The 15,048-nt window shown below is 33.7% G+C and carries 17 protein-coding genes; all 17 read right to left on the bottom strand.

Features of this window, described 5'->3' with window-relative positions:
• Positions 1–52 precede the first annotated feature (52 nt).
• A complete protein-coding gene (locus LNP04_RS03035; RefSeq protein WP_229985110.1) occupies positions 53–754 on the bottom strand; it encodes a hypothetical protein in 702 nt (233 codons plus the stop codon).
• Positions 720–1,274 carry an RNA polymerase sigma factor gene (locus tag LNP04_RS03040; RefSeq protein ID WP_229985111.1) on the bottom strand — a complete coding sequence of 185 codons (555 nt, stop codon included), beginning with the start codon at positions 1,272–1,274 and terminating at the stop codon, positions 720–722. The genes LNP04_RS03035 and LNP04_RS03040 overlap by 35 nt, the downstream gene beginning before the upstream one ends.
• 114 nt (positions 1,275–1,388) lie before the next feature.
• Positions 1,389–2,771 carry a nucleoside permease gene (locus tag LNP04_RS03045; RefSeq protein WP_229985112.1) on the bottom strand — a complete coding sequence of 461 codons (1,383 nt, stop codon included), beginning with the start codon at positions 2,769–2,771 and terminating at the stop codon, positions 1,389–1,391.
• A 16-nt stretch (positions 2,772–2,787) separates the two neighbouring features.
• Positions 2,788–3,387: a bifunctional nuclease family protein gene (locus LNP04_RS03050; protein WP_229985113.1), complete on the bottom strand. Its 600-nt coding sequence runs from the start codon at positions 3,385–3,387 to the stop codon at positions 2,788–2,790.
• A 185-nt stretch (positions 3,388–3,572) separates the two neighbouring features.
• Positions 3,573–4,520, bottom strand: coding sequence for an electron transfer flavoprotein subunit alpha/FixB family protein (locus LNP04_RS03055; RefSeq protein ID WP_229985114.1), 948 nt, complete (start codon positions 4,518–4,520; stop codon positions 3,573–3,575).
• A 40-nt stretch (positions 4,521–4,560) separates the two neighbouring features.
• Entirely contained in the window at positions 4,561–5,307 is a 747-nt protein-coding gene (locus LNP04_RS03060; protein ID WP_129536897.1) for an electron transfer flavoprotein subunit beta/FixA family protein, read from the bottom strand.
• Positions 5,308–5,446: 139 nt separating this feature from the next.
• On the bottom strand, positions 5,447–6,154 hold the full coding sequence (locus tag LNP04_RS03065) for an SDR family oxidoreductase (protein WP_229985115.1): 708 nt from the start codon (positions 6,152–6,154) through the stop codon (positions 5,447–5,449).
• 80 nt (positions 6,155–6,234) lie between these two features.
• Complete coding sequence (locus LNP04_RS03070; protein ID WP_229985116.1) at positions 6,235–7,251, bottom strand: T9SS type A sorting domain-containing protein; 1,017 nt, start codon at positions 7,249–7,251, stop codon at positions 6,235–6,237.
• Positions 7,252–7,382: 131 nt separating this feature from the next.
• Positions 7,383–8,762 (bottom strand): dipeptidase, encoded by a 1,380-nt coding sequence (locus tag LNP04_RS03075; RefSeq protein WP_229985117.1) that lies wholly within the window; start codon positions 8,760–8,762, stop codon positions 7,383–7,385.
• Positions 8,763–8,898: 136 nt separating this feature from the next.
• Positions 8,899–9,156 (bottom strand): hypothetical protein, encoded by a 258-nt coding sequence (locus tag LNP04_RS03080; protein ID WP_229985118.1) that lies wholly within the window; start codon positions 9,154–9,156, stop codon positions 8,899–8,901.
• Positions 9,157–9,287: 131 nt separating this feature from the next.
• Positions 9,288–10,436 (bottom strand): class I SAM-dependent methyltransferase, encoded by a 1,149-nt coding sequence (locus LNP04_RS03085; protein ID WP_229985119.1) that lies wholly within the window; start codon positions 10,434–10,436, stop codon positions 9,288–9,290.
• 82 nt (positions 10,437–10,518) lie between these two features.
• A complete protein-coding gene (locus tag LNP04_RS03090; RefSeq protein ID WP_324292106.1) occupies positions 10,519–10,833 on the bottom strand; it encodes a GxxExxY protein in 315 nt (104 codons plus the stop codon).
• A 78-nt stretch (positions 10,834–10,911) separates the two neighbouring features.
• Complete coding sequence (locus tag LNP04_RS03095) at positions 10,912–12,075, bottom strand: methylmalonyl-CoA mutase family protein (RefSeq protein ID WP_229985120.1); 1,164 nt, start codon at positions 12,073–12,075, stop codon at positions 10,912–10,914.
• Between the two features lie 106 nt (positions 12,076–12,181).
• Positions 12,182–12,538, bottom strand: a complete 357-nt coding sequence (locus LNP04_RS03100) for a septum formation initiator family protein (protein ID WP_229985121.1) — start codon at positions 12,536–12,538, stop codon at positions 12,182–12,184.
• Positions 12,539–12,543: 5 nt separating this feature from the next.
• Positions 12,544–13,158 carry a uridine kinase gene (gene udk, locus LNP04_RS03105; protein ID WP_050380023.1) on the bottom strand — a complete coding sequence of 205 codons (615 nt, stop codon included), beginning with the start codon at positions 13,156–13,158 and terminating at the stop codon, positions 12,544–12,546.
• A 154-nt stretch (positions 13,159–13,312) separates the two neighbouring features.
• Positions 13,313–13,618, bottom strand: a complete 306-nt coding sequence (locus tag LNP04_RS03110; RefSeq protein WP_129536888.1) for an ATP-dependent Clp protease adaptor ClpS — start codon at positions 13,616–13,618, stop codon at positions 13,313–13,315.
• 12 nt (positions 13,619–13,630) lie between these two features.
• A complete protein-coding gene (locus LNP04_RS03115) occupies positions 13,631–14,989 on the bottom strand; it encodes a hemolysin family protein (RefSeq protein ID WP_229985122.1) in 1,359 nt (452 codons plus the stop codon).
• Positions 14,990–15,048: the final 59 nt, after the last annotated feature.

Consider the following 15,048-nt stretch of genomic DNA (forward strand, 5'->3'; position numbering starts at 1 on the left):
TTTTACTTCTGCACACTTTTGTAGCAGTAATTTTATTTTAAGAATCATTAAATTATCTAGGATCTACATAAACAGTTGCACCCAATACGACAACGTTATTAAATTTAGGAAGTACTTTATTGAGATTAATCACACCAAATTTTCTTGTGTCTGTTTTAGCTTTTTCACGGGATTTATCAAGTTCGTTCCCCAATAAAAGATCGTTTGCAGTAACGTAGCTAATTTTCTTGCTATCTGAAATTACAGGAGTTATTTTATTTTCAATATTTTCTTGTCTGTCTATTTTGTTTTCAGGTTGAGTAATAACGATTTTCGGTTCTAAAGGTTCTAAAATTTGAGGTTTAAAAATTTCTTTCTGAGGTAGTAAATTTTTATTATGATCATGATTATGTTTTACTTTTTGATCAGTTTCTTTAATAATTTTCGGAGCTATTTCTACAATTGGGTTTTCTTTCCGAGGAATTATTTCTGGATTATTTTCCGTTTTAAATACTGCTTTTTCGATATTTTGTTTTACGAAATAATCGGTCTTTTCTGTATTAAATTTACGATTATAATAGATCAATGTTCCGACAGAAATCAACAACAAAACAACTGCTGCATATTTCCACCAACCCCATGAGACAGCTGGTTTTGGCAAAGATTCAGGCTCTTTCTCTAAAGCTGAATCAATCTGATCCCAAAGATCTGCAGAAGGCTTTATTTCTAGCTCTTCGTAATCAGATTTTAATTGTTTCAATATTTTTTTGTCCATTTTCTTTTGCTTTTAAATAATCAGCAATCCATTTTTTGGCTTTGCTCAATTGGCTTTTGCTTGTGCCTTCTGAAATGTTCATGATTTCAGCGATTTCCTGATGCTTTTTGTCTTCAAAAACGTAAAGATTAAAGATTAATCGATAACCTGTCGGCATTTGTGAAAATATTTCTTCGAGATTAATTTCAGTCAGCCTTTCATCAATTTCATCATCTGCATAATCGTCGACAATTTCAATATCTGAGTAAAGAATGTTTTTATTTTTCCTTACGAAAGTTATCGAGTCATTTACAACAATTTTTCTCAGCCAAAACGGAAAACTTTTCCATTCTTTACAATCTGCGATTTTATTAAAACACTTCAGAAATGCATTTAACAAAATATCTTCAGCATCATGAATATTATTTGTGTAAGAATTTGCAACTGCCAGCATTTTAGCTGAAAACAATTCGTAAAGAGCTTTTTGGGCTCTACGATCCTGTTTTTTGGCAAGTTCAAAATTCTCTTCTAAATTTTTCATGTATATGTTTCTATCTATAAGACGGCAAAAGTTTAAAATGGTTGCCTTAAAAATAAAAAAATTGCACTTTTCTTCAAAGTGCAATCTAATATTTTAAAAATCAGTGAAATAAAATTAGTGATTGATGTTTGTTACTGCTTTAGGATCATGTTTATGTTTAAATAAAACCCAGAAGAGAATTGCTAGTATTAAAGAATACGCTGCAAAATAAAGCCAAATCTGCTGCCAGTCTTTTACCATTACAATCGTTGATAAAGTTCCGTCAGGATTAACAGCTGAATTGAAGCTGTTTTTAAGGATATTTAAAAAAGATGCATTGTCTGCTGTTGTGTCTAAATAAGCTGATAAATCTGACGCTGTCGTAAACTTGTGCGTGAAGAACTTATCAATCGCCCAACCTGCCGCATAGCTTCCAAAAACCGCCCCAAAACCGTTGGTCATCATCATGAACAAGCCTTGTGCTGATGAACGAATCTTTTTGTCTGTAGTCGTTTCCACAAACAAAGAACCTGATATATTAAAGAAATCGAATGCCATCCCATAAACGATACACGACATAATAATTAATCCTAATCCGTATCCTGAAGGAACTCCGTAAGCGAAGAATCCGAATCTTAGTACCCAAGCAAACATTGAAAACAACATCACCCTTTTAATCCCGAATCTTTTAAGAAAAAAAGGAATTGCCAGAATAAATAATGTCTCAGAAACCTGAGAAATCGACATGATAATTGTTGATCTCTGTACTACAAAAGAGTCTGCATATTTTGGAAAGTGAGCAAATTCACTTAAAAATACATCTCCGTAAGCGTTTGTCAACTGTAAAGCCGCACCCAAAAGCATTGAAAACAAAAAGAATAACGCCATTTTGTAGCTTCCGAAAAGCTTAAAAGCATTTAAACCTAACTGTTCAAATAGCGGTGCACTTTTATCGATTAATTTTTGAGGAGGACATTTTGGTAATGTCAAAGCGTAAATCCCTAAAATGATGGCAGCGATTCCGCCGATGTAGAACTGACCTTCTGTGGCTTTATTGCCGGTAAGATTGGTAATCCACATTGCTACAATAAATCCTATGGTTCCCCACACACGAATTGGCGGGAAATCTTTTACCACATCTAAATTACTATTTTTAAGAACCGTATAAGAAATAGAGTTCGCAAGAGCGATTGTAGGCATATAAAAGCACATGGCAACCAACATCACTGAAAAGAATGAGTTGGGATTTTCACTGTGCGGTAATATGAAAAGTGTAATTCCGTAAAGAATCTGTAGCACCGAGAATATTTTCTCAGCATTTACCCATCGGTCAGCAATGATTCCTGTAATTGTCGGCATAAAGATAGAAGCAATACCCATCGTCCCGAAAACGGCTCCGAACTGAGTTCCATCCCAATGCTTTGTACCGAACCAAAAATTTGCCATCGTTATAAGCCATGCTCCCCAAACAAAAAACTGCAGAAAGCTCAGAATGGTCAATCGTAATTTTAAACTCATTGTGTTTTATAATATCTTAATCAATTTTCTTTTTTCTTCTTTTGATTTCCTCCTGAATTTCAAGAGCCGTATCAAAATCTTCTTCTTTTACAGCATCATCTAATAACTTCTGCAATTCTTCCATTGATACATTTTTTAAAGTTTCTTCATCTTGCATAGTTTCAGAAAAAACATCTTCTTCTTTTGCCGTATCTTCCAATTCAAGCAAAATTCCGGCTTCGTTTAATACCTGTTGAGTTGTAAAAATAGGAGCATCAAATCTTACCGCCATTGCAACGGCATCAGAAGTTCTTGCATCCAAAATCAATTCTTCCTCAGTTGCAGAGTTTTTAAAATTTATATTTGAAAAAAATACGCCGTCAACAATCTGATAGATGATGACTGATACCAATTCAAAGTTTGCTGAAACGATAAATTTTGTAAATAAATCGTGGGTAAGCGGACGTGGCGGATGAATGTCTTTTTCTAAGCCTAATGATATGGATTGCGCTTCGAAATTCCCGATAACTACGGGCAATTTGACGTTTGTTTCTTCATGTTCCAATAACAAAGCGTATGCCCCCGATTGGGTCTGGCTGTACGATATTCCGCGAATGATTAGCTGTTTATAATCCATGACTACAAATATAAATTAATTTTTTATTGTAGGTTTTACTTTTTAGACAAAAATAAAAGCCCGGAAGCCGAGCTTTTATTGTATCTGTTTGAATTTTTATGAGTGAATTGTGAATTTAATTTTAAAATTCAATTTTGCCGTGCAAGTGACAAGCTACGCAAATTGAAAATTCACAATTGACCTTTTTATCCTTTGATTGCTTTAATTTTCTCAGTCAATGCAGGAATAATCTGGAAAGCATCTCCTACCACACCATAATCAGCAGATTTGAAGAACGGAGCTTCAGCATCATTATTGATTACAACGATAGTTTTAGAAGAGTTTACACCAGCCAAATGCTGAATAGCTCCAGAAATACCAATTGCAATGTAAAGGTTCGGTGAAATAGCTTTACCAGTCTGCCCTACGTGCTCTGTGTGAGGTCTCCAACCAATATCTGAAACCGGTTTTGAACAAGCTGTAGCTGCACCTAAAACGTTTGCTAATTCTTCTACCATTCCCCAGTTTTCAGGACCTTTCATCCCTCTACCAGCAGAAACTACTACTTCAGCTTCTTTAAGGTCTAATTTGCCTGAACTTTGCTCGTGAGAAATCACTTTTGTATCTTCATTAGCTACTGAAAGATTTTTCACTTCTTCAGAACCTGAAACTGAGTTTTCTTTAACACCGAAAGCATTTTGAGAAACCGTAAGAATTACTCCTGTTCCTTCAGCTTTTGCATGCATAAAACCTTTTCCTGAGAATGCTTTTCTTTTCACCTGAAATGGAGACTGGCTTTCCGGTGCTTCCAAAACGTTTGTAATTAAAGAAAAATTCTTCATTATAGCCAACATTGGCGCCACTGAAGATGCATCTGTAGTGTGAGGAAAAACAAGAATATTTCCGTCAGCAACCTCGCTTACTGCCTGAGCATAAGCTTTTGCCGAGAAATTTTTAAGACCTTCGTCTTTGATGTTGATTACGTTTGTTGCTCCATATTTATATAATAAATCTGAAGAATCTGTAGGGTTTACAGAGATTGCTGTAACTGTTTCGCCAGCCTGATCTGCCACTGCCTTAGCATAAGAAACTGCCTCAAAAGCTGCTTTTTTGTAAACTCCGTTTATATTTTCTGCGTATACGAATACTGCCATTTTCTTGAATTTAAGATTAAAAAATTTAATAATTAAAAGATTAGATAACTTTAGCTTCTTCGTGAAGTAATCTTACCAATTCATCTAAATTATCCGGAGAAACGATTTTTACTGCTGCTCTTGGCGGAACAGAGTCATAAGAAACTCCCTGAACTTTTACTTCAGAAGAAGTAGGCTCTACTACCTGCAAAGGTTTGGTTCTTGCAGACATAATTCCTCTCATGTTTGGAATAATCAAATCTTTTTCGTCAACCAATCCTTTTTGTCCAGCGATCACAGCAGGTAATTTAACTGAAATCGTTTCTTTACCTCCTTCAATTTCTCTCACAGCTGTCGCTTCACTTCCATTTACATCTAAACCAACTGAAGCGTTTACGAAAGGCTGATTCAATAACTGAGCAACCATTCCCGGTACAGAACCACCATTATAATCGATTGATTCTTTACCGCAAAGAACTAAGTCATAACCTCCGTTTTGAGCAACAGAAGCAATCTCTTTCGCTGTAGAATAGCTGTCTTTCGGGTCAAGATTTACTCTTACTGCATCATTTGCACCAATTGCTAGAGCTTTTCTGATTACAGGCTCAGTAGCAGCATCACCCACATTCATCACAGTAACTGTTGCTCCCTGAGATTCTTGCAATTTGATTGCTTTTGTTAAAGCAAATTCGTCAAGCGGATTAATTACCCACTGAATTCCGTTTTTGTCAAATGCAGATTTGTCTGCTGTAAAGTTAATTTTAGAAGTAGTATCAGGAACACTACTAATACAAACTAATATTTTCATAAGTATACTATATTTTTCTTTTGCTTCGCCAATAAAATCAGAGAATCAATTTTGTTTGTTAAGTGTTGTAAATATAAATAAAAAATATATTATGCATGCATAATACTTATTTAATTATTATTCAGCGCATTATAAGTTTTCAACTCTTTGGTTTTGATGCCCTAAACTCTATCTTGCTCGGCAAAACTCTCGGATTCATTTTTAAAATATCAAGCACTAAATTCCCCATGTCTTCTGGTTGAATTTTCCATTCATCTTTGTCAGAAGGAATATTTCCATTAAAATTTGTAGCAACAGAACCCGGCATAATTACGGTAGATTTAATATTATATTTTCTTAAATCAATCATTGCAGCCTGCGTAAAGCCGACAACCCCGAATTTTGAAGCATTGTAACCTGTCCCGTTTTCAAAGAAATTGGCTCCGGCAAGGCTTGAAATTGTAATATAATAACCTTCTGTTTTTTTCAATTCTTCGACGGATGCTTTTAATGTATGAAAAACTCCGGTCAGATTGGTTTCTATCATCGAATTCCATTCTTCAGAAGTCAATTCGTCAACTGGCTTGAAAATTCCTAATCCAGCGTTGGCTATTATAAAATCTAATCGTCCGAACTTTCCGATAATACTTTGAACTGCTTTTTCTTCGCTTTCTAAACTACGCACATCGGAAACCAATCCTAAAACATTTTGCGAAAACTTTTTCAATTCACTTTCTGCCTTTTCTACATCTTCTTTATTTCTTCCTGAAAATGCAACTAAAATTCCATTTTTTAGTAAAACTTCAGCAATTCCCAATCCTATACCTTTTGTCCCGCCTGTGATATAGGCAACTTTATTTTCAATCATAATTTCTTAAAATTTATTTCTCTAAAATAACAAAAACGCCCCAATTGGAGCGTTTTTAATATACATAAGATTATCAGTATTTATTTTTTGATGAATTTCTCAGTAGTTTTTCCCTCGTTAGTTTCCAAGTTAATTAAATAACTTCCAGGATTAAGATTTCTCACATTGATTTTATTTCCTTCTAAAACTGAATTAACTTTTTTTCCAGACATATCAAAAATTTCAACTTTATTTATTTTAAGTTCTGTCAAGATATTTAAATAATCAGATGTTGGGTTTGGTCCAATAGCTATTATTGCAGATTTTCTAATGCTATTATCAGACGTTCCTAATGTTGCATTATTTGAAGCTTCGATATAATAGTTATCAATACCAAAAGTTGTTGGACCTGAATTTACTGGGTCTGTTGCATTTAGCCTCGTAATTCCACTATGAATATCAAATTCTGCCGGATCAAATCCGGATACAGTAGTCGCTCCACCTACACTTAATGTTTGAGTAACACCATTAATATTATATGTTATTGCTCCAGTAGTTTTATTGTAACTAAATCCTAAACTAATCCATGTGTTGGCAGGATAAGTATTAGTTGTTAATCCTGTAATATTATAAAACCCGTTTTGAGTTGGATCGGCAGTAATATTTAGATAAGCTCTTCCATTAATAGTTTTTGTTTGAGAGTTATAACCAATACCCACAATTCCATCAGTAGCACCAAAAACAGTAACTCCTGATAAATGTTTATTTGTAGATGTTCCCGTATAAAGCTGGAATGCACCTTTAATAATATTATTACCAGATGTTCTATTCGTCCATGCTGTAGATAAAGTAGTCTTATATACATATCTAGAAGCAACAGCAGTCCCTTCAGACCCTGTAGTAACTTGTAAATAATTCGCATGTGTAGCATCACCTGCAACAATTTGATAATTTGCTACTGTACCATTGTACAGATTCATTCCTCCTTGACCTGGAGCAGTTGTTGATGTGGCAACATTACCCACAGTGTAGGAATTGTAATTGTCAGATTCTAAAACTTGTGCAGATAAATTAAAACAAGCTGCCAGTAAAAAACCCTGTAGTAAAACTTTTTTCATAAAATTAATTTTAAAATATTCTCGTAAATATAACAAATTTTAACATATCATTAAAACAAAAAATGTTAAAATTAAAAAAATCCTCAAGAGTTCTCTCTTAAGGATTTGATATTCGCAAATTAATCACTTTACTATTTAGAATAATTCTCAAAAAACAAAGGGATACTCTCGATTCCTTTGTAGAAATTAAATAATCCGTAATGCTCATTAGGTGAATGTATTGCATCAGAATCAAGGCCAAAGCCCATCAAAACTGATTTCGCACCCAAAACCTGCTCAAACATTGACGTGATTGGAATACTTCCTCCACCTCTGTAAGGAAGAACTTCTTTTCCAAAAGCAGTTTCCATTGCGCTTTTTGCAGCTAAATATTCTTTAGTATCCGTTGGTAAGACGTAAGGCATTCCACCATGGTGCGGCGTTACTTTTACTCTTACATTGTCCGGAGCTATTTTTTCAAAATACTTGGTAAACTTTTCTGTAATTTCTTCAGGAGTCTGATAAGGAACCAGACGCATAGAAATTTTCGCAGAAGCTTTAGAAGGAATAACGGTTTTTGCACCTTCACCTGTATAACCGCCCCAAATTCCGTTGCAGTCTAATGTCGGACGGATTGAAGTTCTCTCCAAAGTCGTGTAACCAGCTTCACCTTCCACTCCATTTAAGCCAATTGATTTTTTGAATTCTTCAGGATTATCTTTCAGCTTGTTCATATCTGCTCGGTCGGCATCAGAAACGTCTTCTACGTTGTCATAAAAACCATCAATAGTGATTTGTCCGTCCTCATCAATTAATTTAGCTATCATTCTCGAAAGCACATGAATAGGATTCGGAACCGCTCCACCGTAAAGACCTGAGTGTAAATCTCTGTTTGGACCTTCAACTTCAACTTCTACATAGCTCAATCCTCTCAAACCTGTAGTCACAGTCGGCTGTTCGTTGCTGTAAATATGGGTATCAGAAATCAAAATACAATCGCAAGACAATTTTTCTTTAAATTCATTTACAAAATCAGCTAAACTTACTGAACCCACTTCTTCTTCACCTTCAAAAATAAATTTAATATTACAAGGAAGAGAGTTAGTCTTCATCATTGCTTCAAACGCTTTAATCTGCATAAAAAACTGCCCTTTATCGTCAGCAGAACCTCTTGCGAAAATTGCTCCTTCAGGATGAAGTTCTGTTTTCTCAATATAGGGTTCGAAAGGTGGTTTTCTCCACAATTCTAAAGGATCTGGCGGTTGTACGTCGTAATGACCGTATACTAAAATAGTCGGTAAATTTTTATCAATCAATTTTTGTCCGAAAACAATGGGATACCCTTTAGTTTGGCAAACTTCTACGTCGTCTGCACCAGCATTTTTCAGATGTTCTGCCACTTTATCGGCACATAACAAAACTTCATTTTTGTAAGCCGGATCGGCAGAAATTGAAGCGATTCTCAATAATTCAAACAATTCATCTACGAAACGAAGTTTGTTTTCGTTGATGTAATTTAATGTCTCTTGCATTGTCAATTTAATTTGGATAAATTTAAAAAAATTGGACTGCCTGAACAAACAAAAAGAAGGTTTTATCTTTCAGGACAGCATTAAAAACAAAAAATCCCGCACAAGTGCAGGATTAATGTATATTTTTGAGAACCAATTAGTGTTCTGCTTTTGTAGAATCTGTATGTTTTGCTGTTGCGCTGTCTTTTTTAGGAGCTTCAGTTTCGTGAGCACCATGAGCAGGTGTTGCATGTGCAGGTTCAGCGCTGTGACCGTCATGACCACCTTGATGATCGTCAGAATATCTTTCTACACCTTCTTCCAATTTCAAAGTATTCTTGTTTCCGCCAGCCTGAATTTTCTTACAGCTTACTGCTACTGTTGCGATAGCCAAACATATAATTAATTTTTTCATATGATTTATTTATTTTCTTTAAAAGGTCATCTGCAATAGCTCAATATTCTTGAGTAACAAGCACTGCGATTCTGTACCAAAATTTTTTGATTGCCCAAAAGTAAGAAATATTGCATTTTTCGGCAACATTTTCAGACTGATTTTAATATTAATTTTCCTTTTTTGGATTGTGTAAAAATAAGATAGTCATTTCCACCGTCTTTCAACCCATATTTTTTCTTAATTTCTTCTGGTTTCAACGGATAATTTTTAGAGATAATATTAAATTGCCCTTTCTTTTTAATCTGCTTTCCGTCAACTACTTCCATTTCAAATATTCTTCCAGGAAAATTTTCAATTTTGGTATTTGAAGTATAAATATGAGTATTTGGATGTAATTTTTCAAGCCTAAATCTTTCGGAAATCAAATTGAAAATTCCGGCTTTTAATAAAGTATTATTTGGAATATAAATAAATTTTTCTGGCTCAGCATATTCTGCGTAGGCATTTTCTTCATCACCAAACTGAAATTGGAAGTCAGATTCACCACTTTCAAGATTGATACAATGACATTGAATGGATTTTGAAATATCAGCCGTTAAAAAAACAACAATCTCTTTCACATCATTTTTTACGGCAACAATATCAATCTTGGAAATATTTTTTAAAACAGAAACGAGATATTTTAAATCAATCAAAGGCGAAAGCTTAATCACAACCTGCTTAGAAATCGATAGCAGTTTATCCTGAATTTCAAGAATATTGGGCGACAAATCTTCTAACAAGAAAACTTTGTTTTTCTGCTGACCTCTTCTGGCTGGATCGAGATAAATGACATCAAATTTTTCAGTATTTCCACCAAGGAAATCCTCCAATTTTTGATTGACAAATTTTGCTTTTTTATTTAAAACACTCCAATTATGTTCTACAATTTCTAAAAGTTCAGGATTTTGTTCGACCAAAGTAATTTCATCAAAGTTTTCTGAAAGATAATAAGCATCTATCCCAAAACCGCTCGTAAGGTCAATAAACTTCTTTCCTTTTAAAATTTTCGATTTATAAACTGCCGTTTTATCTGATGAAGATTGTTCTAAACTGAGCTGTGGCGGGAAAATAATTCCATCCTTCAGTAGAAACGGAAATTTTTTCTGAGCAACCTGTTTTCCTTTGATTTGCTGAACGATTTCCTGCATAGAAACATCAGGAAACGGTGATTTTTTTAATAATAGGGAATGCAGATCTGAATTTAGATTTGCATTGATGTAATTTTGAATTTCTTTGTTTGAATGCCACGAATGCACGAATATTCTTTTAAATTATTTACTAATTATAAAACAATTCTTTTATAACTTAATTTTGATTCACCAAAATTAATAATCAATGCTAATTTATTTTCAGAAACCTTTGATAATTGATTGCCTGCGCGATATCTTCATCTATAATTTCTTTCTTACCTTTTATTTCTAAAATAATCTTTTCTGAAAGTACAAAATCTGCATAAAATTTATGTGGAAGGACAACACCTTTGTAGACCACTTCATATTCTTTTTCTCTTTCGTAAAAAATACCAGCCTTTCTTAATTCTATTTCCAAGGCATCTTTATAGACTATTTCTGAAAATCCATGCCCAAGAAAATTATGAATCTCCATACAAATTCCTATAATCTTATATGATTCTTCTTTATAAATAATATCCATACCTATAACCTCCTTTCAAAAATTGATAATCCTACTAGAAATATTCGTGTATTCGTGGCATCAGATATTCAAATCAAATCACTCAAACATTTCAGCCCAACGAACCGCTTTAATTTCTTTTGTATTATAAAGCTCTGCAACAGTCTTTCTAACCTCCAGTTTTGGATATAAATTCACTCCAATCAGTTTTATTTTTCCTTCCTCAACCCACTTTTGCTCTTCAACAGCCTGGTTATAGATTTTTTTCTGAAGAATTTCTTGTTTTAAAGATTCCAAATAACCTCCGTTTTCTTCAATTTCTAAAAAGAACTGCCAAGATTTCTCAGCGATTTGTTGCGTAATATCTTCCACGTAATAACTTCCATTTGAGGCGTCTTCAAAAACATTAATGATGCTTTCGTATGCTAAAACAATCTGTTGCTTGAATGAAATTTCTTCCGAATTTTCGGTATTATTTCCGATCTGATAATTGGTACTGAAAACAGCATCTGCTCCACCAATCATAGCCGAAGCCAGTTCTAAAGTTGAACGAATCAAGTTATTTTCGCTGTCAGAAACCGACTTATTTCTTAGTGAAGTTTCCGCAAAAATGTATGGAATATCATCTAAGCCATATTCTTTTGAAAGTTGATTAAAAACCAATTTAAAAGCACGGATTTTAGCTATTTCAAAGAAATAATTTCCTCCAACCGCTAATCTGAACAGTATTTTATTTAAAATTTCTTCTCCATAAACTTCCACCAGTTCTTTTGTTTTTGCCAAAGCAATCCCCAACTGCTGAACGATAGATGCACCCGCATTTTGGTGAAGTGAAACATCTACACAAATATTTCTTTTAAAACTTTTTGCCAATAATTCTTTGACCAACTGATCATCAATTTCCGCATTGTTTTCATCAAAAACGTCAATCAACGAAAAATATTGGTCTTCATCTTGTGGACTGATGTGTTCAGCCAAAGCTTTATTGTTGATAAAAATGGTTTTCTCTATCAAATTTTCAACATTTTCATTTAGCAAAAATGCAAAAACATCATCTTCTAAAGTTTCGTGATACGTTGCTACCAAATGGGTGCTTTCTTCCACTTTCGGAAGATTGATCAAAGGTTTTTCAACAGAATCATAAAAAGGTTTCACATCAATTCCTTCTAAATTTTCTTTTTTCAGAATCGTGTAAATATCTTCCGTTTTAAGCTGTTTTTTAACAAGATTTTCCCAATTGGAAAAGGTTTCTATATTTGACATAAATGAGGGGTATGAATTGGTAGATTGTGAAAGGTCAATTCGCATTACTTGTCAATTTCAAATTCACTTGCGAGCGAAATTGACATTTGAACATTCACTAAAAATATTATTTCTTGGCGATATTTGTGCTATCAACAACTAAAATAAAAATTTCTTCATTAGGTTTTTTCATGAAATAATTTTCTCTGGCGTATTTTTCTTTCTCAGACTTATTATTCATCAGTTTTTTGTAGAATTTATCATTCTTATCATATTCTGTTTTATAATAATCGAGCTGCTCTTCGTATTTATTGATTTCTCCGTTTAACTCATTGATTACCAAAAACGAAGTTTTGTCGAAGAAGACCATCCAGACCAAAAATAAGCAGATGGCAATGACATATTTGTTCAAAATATAATGCTGAAGAAATCTGATGGTTTCAGATTTGGGTTGAATGTCTTTAATTAATTCTTTCTCAGCCATTTTTTCTAGTGTTTTCTCAGTGAATTTTTAATAACGGTCGTTAAAAAATCGATTGCAACAGAATTTTGCTTCATGTTTGGAATAATTAAATCGGCATCGTTTTTTGATGGCTCAATAAATTCCTGATGCATCGGCTTCAAAGTCGTCTGATAACGGTGTAAAACCTCATTCAGATCTCTTCCTCTTTCCTGTGTATCTCTTCTTATCCTTCTGATCAATCTTTCGTCAGAATCTGCATGTACAAAGACTTTTAGATCAAATTCTTTCAATAATTCTTTGTTCGTTAAAACCAAAATCCCTTCTACAACCAATACATTTTTCGGTTCAACGGTAACGTGATCTCCGGTTCTTGAATGCGTAACAAAACTGTAAACAGGTTGCTCAATCGATTCGTTATTTTTTAATGCTTTTACATGTTTCAGCATCAGTTCAAAATCTATTGACTTGGGATGATCGTAGTTTAACGCTTCTCTTTCCGTCAATGTAAGATTGTGATTATCGTGGTAATAATTGTCCTGAGACAAAATATTCATCCCTTCGATGTCAAGCTGCTGAATAATCTTATCAACAACTGTAGTTTTGCCGGATCCTGTTCCTCCCGCAATTCCTATTACAAGCATTTTTAATATAGTTTGTACAAATATACTATTTAAGATGGAAGTTTGAAGTCAGAAGCCTGATGTTTTTTTAATTGAAATAAATTTTATTCAATATGATTTTTTGTTTAAACTCTCCACCAAAAACAATAAACTCCGACGATTGCCGGAGTTCGTATTATACGATTTCGCTTGTTAAGCTTCTTGAAATTAATTTTTCGTGCATGGGTTTCAAAACATCCATAGAGCCTGTTTTCACTGTGCATTTACCTTTGTAATGTACGAGCATTGTACACTGTTCAGCTTGTATGAGGTCATGTTTGCAAATTTCTATTAATGCTTCGATAACATCATCAAAAGTATGAATGTCATCGTTATGCAAAATTAATTTGTACACTTCATCTGTTTCATCCAAAACCAGAACTTCTTCTTCGTACTGACGTTTTGGATTTTCGTAATCTTTTATGCTATTATAAAAAATCATTGTCTAAAAATTTTAATCTTCTCCTAATTTGTCTAAAATATCATCAACGATATTAGGTTCATTATAAATCAATTCTACCATTTCAACGCTCTTATTATTCATTTTTAAGATCTTGAAATGATAATTTTCCAAATCAAATTCCTGATTTTCTTCAGGGATATCTTCTAAGGCGTGCAGAATAAATCCGGCCAAAGTATTGTACTCACTTTCTTCAGAAACGGTCAGTTTTTTAGGTAAAGATTCGTTAATTTCATCCAAAGGCTGAGTTGCTTTTACCCAAAAAGTATTGGGACCAACTTTATCAACCAATTTCTCTTCATCATCTTCTTCATCCTGAATTTCACCTACCAATTCTTCCAAAATATCTTCTAGTGTAATGATTCCTTCAGTTCCACCAAATTCATCAATTACAATTGCTAAATGCTGTTTTTTCTGTTGGAAAATTTTCAATAAATCTGAAATTTTCTTGCTTCCAACCACAAAGAAAGACTCCCGCATCAATTCGCTCAAATCTTCATGACTCAAAACTCCTTTTCTTTTAACGAATTCTCTGATGATTTCTTTTGTGTAAAAGACCCCAATAATATTATCAATTGAGTTTTCGTAGACCGGAATTCTGGAATATCCGCTGTCCATGATTTTATTAATGATTTCATTTAAATCATCCGCAAAATCAATTGAGGTAATATTCTGTCTCGGAACCATGATTTGTTTTGCAGAATGGTCTGTAAAATCAAATGCATTTTTAATGATTTCATAGTTTTCTTCTTCAATTTCTCCACTGTCAGCAGATTGCTTAACCAAAAGCTGAAGTTCTTCTGTTGAGTGAATTTCCTGTTCAGAAGCCGGATGAATTTTCATTAATCTTAAAACTCCGTTTGACATCAGGTTCATCAACCAGATAAATGGTTTGAAAACCGTATAAAAAACTCTCAACGGAACTGCAGTTGCCATCGTTGTAGCTTCTGCTTTTCTGATCGCAATAGATTTAGGAATTAATTCACCAAAAACAATATGCATTACCGTGATAATCAGGAAACTAATCACCACCGAAATTGTAGTAACCGTAGATTCACTAAAATTAATATTGAGTGAATGGAACAGATTATCAATCACATGGTGCATTGCACTTTCTCCTACCCAACCTAAAGCTAGTGAAGCTAATGTAATCCCCAACTGCGTGGCAGATAGATACTCATCAAGATGTTTGATAATATGCTCAGCTTGTTTAGCCATCGAATCGCCTTCGGCAGCTTTTATCTGAATTTGGGAATAACGAACTTTAACAATTGAAAATTCTGCGGCTACGAAAAAGCCATTTAATAAAACAAGAAACAAGGCTAGTAAAAGCCTGACTATGTCAGAGTCCATTTAGAAATTATAATTTATTGTACAAAGATATATAAAATAAAACTAACAAAAAAAGCATC

It is taken from the genome of Chryseobacterium sp. C-71, from assembly GCF_020911865.1.
In the GTDB taxonomy this organism is placed as follows: Bacteria; Bacteroidota; Bacteroidia; order Flavobacteriales; family Weeksellaceae; genus Chryseobacterium.